The following is a 6,757-nucleotide window of genomic DNA, read 5'->3' on the forward strand; positions in this document are numbered from 1 at the left end:
CTGTCAAAGTTTCCGGAAATATCTCTAGGATTTACATTAAAACGGTAAACGCTTACTTTTAATATCATTATAGCACTATCGTCTGAAAATGTGGCATTTTTCTATAATATTTTTAATAGAAATAAAAAACTTCCGAATTTGCCATTCGAAAGTCTCATACTTATGCTTAATCTGAGCCTGTTAGCAGGCTATTTCCAATAATACCAATAGTTACAATAGCAATCCCAAAGAATCCCAAAAGGCTAGGTAGACTATCTCCGAGGAAGAGGCAACCACCCAAGAGGGTAAAGAGAACTTCACCAGCCTGAGTAGCCTCAACTACTGCCAGTTGCTTATGGTTATGCTTAACTAGATTAGTTGCCTCGAAGAAAAGCAAGGTTGCGACAACCCCAGAAAAGACAGCTACAATTAAAGACTGTAAAATCTGTCCACCTGATGGAAGCCCAGCATCTGCTACAGCAAAAACTGACAAGAGCAACCAAAAAGGCGTACTCATCAAGGTCATCCCAAACACGCGCTGCGTCGTTGAAAGCTGATCCTGCTTACAGTGGACCATCATCTTACGATTGCCCAAAGGATAGGCAAAAGCGGCCAGTAAAATCAAAAGACTAGCACGGACCACACCGCTACCAAGACCACTACCAAAGTAAGGAATCTGGATGAGAATAATCCCTAAAAGGATAACCAATGTCATAAGCAGTTGCTTACCAGGTACCCTCTACCCAAATAGAGGCGTCAAGAGCAGACCAGCTAGAATGGTAATCTGCCAAGTAGCCGCCACAAACCAAGACTCGCCATAAATGGACGCTAGAGACAGCGGTCCATAAAAAAGACCAAAACCCACCGTACTCCAGACCAACCAGGTCAAGGGTTCTTTCTTAATGGCAGACAGAACACCTGCCAGCTCACCCTTACGCCAGGCCAAAACAGCCAGCATAGGCAAACTAAACAAGTAACGTAGACTAGCACTCCACACCCAGGACCCACCCGAAAGATTCATACTACGGTTGAAAATAAAAGTAAAAGCAAAAAAGAGAGCACCCAGAATACCATACCAAAGCGCCCTCGCAAATTGAGATTGTTTCATAATTGTAAACTCCTGTAATCATTCTATTGTACAGTATTTAGAGCAATAAAAAAAGGAGGTCATCATAATGACTTCCTTTAATCGTATACAGTTTTCCTTAAGAATCAAGTAAGCAACCTGTATCTTAGTCACCTCTTAGCTGTACTTGTGTACGGGCTAGTAGGTCTCCTAGATGCCTCTTATCTTTCCTATATATCGTCATTGCCAGTAGCAAAACTGCAAGTAGAGTCGCCGAAAACGAGAGGATAATGGATAACACATCAAAATCACTATATAAGCCATGAATCGTGCCCATATGACCGAGTTGCCAAGGTAAAAATTTGATGACATTTCTAATCAAGCTAGCCTGCACTGTTTTTTTCTGGTAGACCAGTTCAAGTCCCGCTTTTACCTTCCCAAAACTGTCATCATTTTTATAATCCAAGAATGTGAAAAGGAGCGTGATTGGCAAAACAGAGGTGAAAAATACAAGCCACTGCGACTGAATTTCTGTAAACTCTGGGACACCATTAAAAAAGATGATGTAAATAAGCATCGAACTTAAAAACAGAAGAACTAAATAAGCTAGAATGAAAAGATAATCAAAGAGAAATTCAATCATTCTTTTTTTAAACGGAATAGGGTTTATTGCTATAATTTTCATCATCGTCTCCCCCTTTCTCATCTCCTATTATAACATTTTTAATATTCTAAATAATATTTGAGAAGAAAATCTGCTGGCTAGCGCCCTCGCAAATCAAGATTGTTTCATAATTGTAAACTCCTTTAGATTCTACTATACACTACTTCTATTATGGCTTTTGGACTTTATTTCAATTTTACGTTATATTATTATTAAAAAACTAAATCATAAGGAATTATGTATGTCAGAAGATATTAAAATCGAGATTGGAAAAAGAATTCGTGAAGAACGTGAACGTCAAGGGTTAACACGTGAGCAAGTTTGTGATACCGAAGAAGAATTAACCGTCAAACAACTGATGAGAATTGAGCTTGGGCGTTCTTTACCAACTATTGTCAAACTTCAATACATCAGTGATAAATTAAGTGTTTCCCTCAACTATTTGTTAGGTGAAACAAAACTAGACATTCCTGAAGACTATTACAAGGCTAAATATAAACTTATGAAGTCTCCTGTCTATGGTGACTCGGAACGTATCAAGAAAAAGCTAAAAGATATTGAGGAACTCTACGACAACTATATTGATGTGCTACCAGAGGACGAGCTTTTAGCTATTGATCTCATTGAAAGAACCCTGAATTTTATGATTAGTGAGGAAGAAAGTCTTATTGAATCTGTATTTGAAGACTATTTGGTTCAAGCTTTGAAAAAAGAAACATATTCCTTAAATGACCTTCTATTAATTTCATACTATGCATTTCGATGTCAGGATTATGACTATGATAAAGAGAGAATTGAAAAATTTAGACGAAAATTAATTAATCAAGAATTACAAGGTGAAGAGCTGTTTAATGTTGAACTGATAGGTGCTTTATCAGCTATAGCTGGGATATATGTAATGCATCATGACTATAAAGAAATGAAGTCTGTTGTTGATAAAATGTATGTTCTTATTGATAAGACACTTCAACAAGCTTATAAACCCGCAGTACTTGTTTTTGAAGCGAAATATTATCTATTCTATGAGAACAATAGAGATAAAGCAACCGAGCTCTATAATACAGCTACCGTACTAGCCGAAGCTTTTGGTGACCAAGTCTTCATCAAAAATCTTAAAATGGAAATGGAAAATGATTTAGATACAAGTAACGAATCAAAGTGACATAGATGTCCTTTTGATTCGTTATTTTTTTGTTTATACTCGTTCATATAATCAAATAGGAGAAATCAAGATATGACAAACCTTATCGTAGCAAAACAGTTAACCAAAGAATTTCAAAAATATAAAGCAATCGAAAATCTAAACTTCACAGTTGAAAAAGGTGAAATTCTAGGTTTCCTTGGACCATCAGGTTCTGGTAAAACGACAACAATCAATATCTTAACAGGTCAACTCACTCCTAGTCAGGGAGAAACTTATATTTTGGGCAAATCATCCCTTCAGTTAAAAGAAGATGATTTGTCAAAGATTGGTTTAATCACTGAAAATAGTGGTTTTTATGAAAAATTGACACTTTATGACAATCTTCTATTCTTCGCAAAACTCTATAATGTTTCGACAGAGTATGTTGATGATTTGTTAAAACGTGTAGGTCTTTATGACCATCGTAAAACCTTGGCAGAAAAGCTCTCTACAGGGATGAAACAACGGATGCTTTTAGTGAGAGCTATCATAAACAAGCCAAAAGTTCTCTTTCTTGATGAACCTACTTCTGGACTAGATCCATCAACGTCTCAAACCATTCATTCTCTTATTGAAGAACTAAAACAACAAGGAACAACCATTTTTCTGACGACACATGACATGCACGAGGCTACAATTTTGTGCGATAAGATTGTACTTCTAAATAAAGGTAAGATTGTCGAAGAAGGTAAACCTGCTGAACTTATTCAGAAATATAATACAAATAAAATGGTAAAAGTGACCTACTGCTCAGGTCAAGAAAAAGTGATTCCTTTCTCTGAATTAAATCATATTAGTGCTACTCAAGATATTCAAACCATCCACTCATGTGAACCAACTTTAGAGGACATCTTCATCCAACTTACAGGAGGAAAACTTAATGTTTAACCAATTAAAATCTTTACTATGGCTTAGAAAGCGAGTTATCAAATCTAATAAAACCATTATCCTACAAATTCTCCTTCCTTTAGGGTTTGCCTTTCTCTACAAACATATCTATGAGATTCAAGGTAGCCTAAACAACTCAATGAAAGTCAATCTATTAGTCAACTGTTTAGCCCTATCTTTGAGTTTATCAGTTGGAAATCCAATCAGTACTATTGTTTCCGAAGAAAAGGAAAAAAATATTTTAAGAACCTTATTTTTAAGTGGTGTTAACAGTAAAAACTATATTCTTTCAGTTTTATTTTATCCAGTGCTTATTAGCTTAGTTATGACAACTGCTATTCCGAGAATACTCGAACTTAATATTGAAAATAATTATGGTCCTTATCTTATCATCTCGCTTGCTACAGCTTTAGTAATGATGCTGATTAATCTTTTCATCGGATTAATCAGTAAAACTCAAGTATCTGCCCAAGTAATTAGCCTTCCAGTATCAATGATTAGTATGTTTATTCCAATGCTTTCAGGGATTAGTAAAGATTTCGATAATGTCACGAAGTACAGTTATATGGGATTGTTCACAAAATCTATAAGCCAGCTTGAAAGCTTTAAGTGGCAAGACCAAATAGCAAGCTCACTTTCTCTACTAGCCTGGTTGCTCCTCTTTGCTACACTGACCATTCTACAATCTAAGAGATTACGAAAAATATCCTAATTCCAAACCACAACCATCTAAACTGAGTGTTAGATGGTTATTTTGTTTATTCCCCATCTTTTTCTCTAACCATAAAAAGACAAATCCCTGGAGTCTTTTCATTCACATGATTTTAAGGTATATTATTATATAATTAAAACTCAAAGGAAATACAAATGTCTGAAGAGATTAAAATCGAGATTGGAAAAAGAATTCGTGAAGAACGTGAGCGACTTGGTTTAACACGTGAGCAAGTTTGTGATACCGAAGAAGAATTAACAGTAAAACAACTGATGAGAATTGAGCTTGGGCGTTCTTTACCAACCATTGTCAAACTGCAATACATCAGTGATAAATTGGGTGTTTCCCTCAACTATTTGTTAGGTGAAACAAAACTAGACATTCCTGAGGAGTACTATCAGGCTAAATATAAACTCATGAAGTCTCCTGTCTATGGCGACCTCGAACGTATCAAGAAAAAGCTAAAAGATATTGAGGAACTCTACGACAACTATATTGATATTCTACCAGAAGAAGAACTATTAACCATTGATATCATTGAAAGAACCCTGAATTTTATATCTGAAGAGAAGAAAGAAGATCTTGTTGAGATTGTATATGAAGACTATTTGAACCAGGTATTAAAAAAAGAAGAGTACACCTTGAATGACCTTCTGCTAATAAAATACTATACCTTTCAATGTCAAGTTGGTGACTATGATGAAGAAATTGTTGAAAGTTTTCGATGTAAATTAATTAATCAAGAATTACAAGGGGAAGAGCTAGTTAATGTTGAACTACTAGGGGCATTGTCAACTATAGGTGGAATCTATGTGATGCATCATGATTATAGAAATATGAAAACTATTGTCGATAAAATGCATACTATTATTGATAAGACGCTACAACATGCTTACAAACCCGCCGTACTCATTTTTGAAGCGAAATATTATCTTTTCTATGAGAACAATAGAGATAAAGCGACTGAGCTTTATAATACAGCTACCGTACTAGCTGAAGCTTTTGGTGATCAAGTCTTCATCAAAAATCTTAAAATGGAAATGGAAAAAGATTTAAACATAAAATAGAAAATATATCATCAACATTTTAAACATGATTCATTCCAAATGTAATAACTACCAAAGAAGCATCTGAAGTTAAACTCAGATGCTTCTTATCTTTCCTGAATATCGTTGAGTAAACGAAAGTTTTTCGGCAACGAATTTTTGAGTGAAATCATTGTCTTCTCTCAAATCCCTTAAACGTCGGTACATCAATCTTTCTCCTAAGGAAAAGTATAGAGGAAAAATTTTATGTATTGTCCTAATTGGACAATATGAAATATACTCAATAATATCCACTAGTATTCAAGTATATTGATTGATGCTTTATTGTTTGAAACAGAAAAATAATAAAGTATATTCCATTTATAGAGGGTTGATATGTCTTATTTATATTATTTGTAGGTATTTATTTACTTTATTTGATAATAACTCTTGATCCATGTTTAAAGTACCAGTTATGATAAGAGGTTCCAGAAATGTTAGAACTGTCAAATACTGAATCGTAGTGATAGGCTTTAAAATCTCTTCAATTGTTACATGGAAGCGGCCGTTTCTCGTGTAGTCATCTTGCCCAGCTCCAAAACTAGCTACCAACATGACTTCCTTGCCTTGTAAGGCAGTACCAGTCGAACCATAGGCCCAACCGTATTCAAAAACAACGTCAAACCACTGTTTCATGAGGGCTGGCGTTTGGTACCAATAAATTGGGAACTGGAGTACAATGCGATCACTTACCTCTAGAATCTTTTGCTCCGTTTTGACATCAATGTCAAAATTGGGATACAGTTGGTACATATCTCGCACGTCATAACCAGCTCCAGCAGCAGCTGTTGCCAGTTCTTTATTAATGCGTGAGCCCGTTTTTAATTGAGGGTGAAATGTAAAAATTGTGGTTTTCATATCGTTTCTCTTTCTTATCTTAATTATGCTTGACCTTCCTTAGACACAAACCATACATCAAAAACGCACTAGAAACACATTACTCAAATGCAAAATTGGAGGGGACCAATAAGCTTATCAAAGACATCAAACGTCTGGGCTTCGGTTTTAGAAACTTTATTAACTTTAGGAAGCGTGTTTTCATCACTCTGAACATAAAAAAAGAGAAAACCTATCAGGTTCTCTCTAGATGTTAGCTTTTCGTCACCCACTACAGTTGACAAACATACTAAGATTAGTAGTGAAGAAATCTCCGACGGGAGAGAGTACTCACTACTTTTTC

Annotated in this window: 6 protein-coding genes and 3 pseudogenes; 5 read left to right on the top strand and 4 right to left on the bottom strand. The window is 35.3% G+C overall.

Annotated features, from left to right (window positions below; translation table 11 throughout):
• Positions 1-166: 166 nt before the first annotated feature.
• Positions 167-1,087: pseudogene (locus H7T99_RS08435) on the bottom strand (multidrug resistance efflux transporter family protein).
• A gap of 124 nt (positions 1,088-1,211) precedes the next feature.
• Complete coding sequence (locus H7T99_RS08440) at positions 1,212-1,733, bottom strand: RDD family protein (RefSeq protein ID WP_225791432.1); 522 nt, start codon at positions 1,731-1,733, stop codon at positions 1,212-1,214.
• Positions 1,734-1,950: 217 nt separating this feature from the next.
• Here H7T99_RS08440 and H7T99_RS08445 point away from each other — a divergent pair, with 217 nt between their 5' ends.
• The 4 genes from H7T99_RS08445 to H7T99_RS08460 all read left to right on the top strand — a co-directional run bounded on the left by H7T99_RS08445 (position 1,951) and on the right by H7T99_RS08460 (position 5,559).
• Complete coding sequence (locus H7T99_RS08445) at positions 1,951-2,871, top strand: helix-turn-helix domain-containing protein (RefSeq protein WP_014632992.1); 921 nt, start codon at positions 1,951-1,953, stop codon at positions 2,869-2,871.
• Between the two features lie 72 nt (positions 2,872-2,943).
• On the top strand, positions 2,944-3,780 hold the full coding sequence (locus H7T99_RS08450; protein WP_037600683.1) for an ABC transporter ATP-binding protein: 837 nt from the start codon (positions 2,944-2,946) through the stop codon (positions 3,778-3,780).
• A complete protein-coding gene (locus tag H7T99_RS08455) occupies positions 3,773-4,492 on the top strand; it encodes an ABC transporter permease (protein ID WP_004182331.1) in 720 nt (239 codons plus the stop codon). The genes H7T99_RS08450 and H7T99_RS08455 overlap by 8 nt, the downstream gene beginning before the upstream one ends.
• Positions 4,493-4,647: 155 nt before the next feature.
• On the top strand, positions 4,648-5,559 hold the full coding sequence (locus H7T99_RS08460; RefSeq protein WP_037600678.1) for a helix-turn-helix domain-containing protein: 912 nt from the start codon (positions 4,648-4,650) through the stop codon (positions 5,557-5,559).
• A gap of 87 nt (positions 5,560-5,646) precedes the next feature.
• Here the strand turns inward: H7T99_RS08460 and H7T99_RS08465 are convergent.
• Both H7T99_RS08465 and H7T99_RS08470 read right to left on the bottom strand, forming a co-directional pair.
• A pseudogene (locus tag H7T99_RS08465) lies at positions 5,647-5,745 on the bottom strand (XRE family transcriptional regulator); the annotation flags it as partial.
• 177 nt (positions 5,746-5,922) lie between these two features.
• Positions 5,923-6,435, bottom strand: coding sequence for an NAD(P)H-dependent oxidoreductase (locus H7T99_RS08470; RefSeq protein ID WP_037600676.1), 513 nt, complete (start codon positions 6,433-6,435; stop codon positions 5,923-5,925).
• 32 nt (positions 6,436-6,467) lie between these two features.
• On the opposite strand from H7T99_RS08470, the pseudogene H7T99_RS08475 reads away from it, so the two are divergent.
• Positions 6,468-6,664, top strand: a pseudogene (locus H7T99_RS08475) (transposase); the annotation flags it as partial.
• Positions 6,665-6,757 lie beyond the last annotated feature (93 nt).

It is taken from the genome of Streptococcus sp. 17.1 (assembly GCF_016648655.1).
Lineage (GTDB): Bacteria > Bacillota > Bacilli > Lactobacillales > Streptococcaceae > Streptococcus > Streptococcus salivarius_E.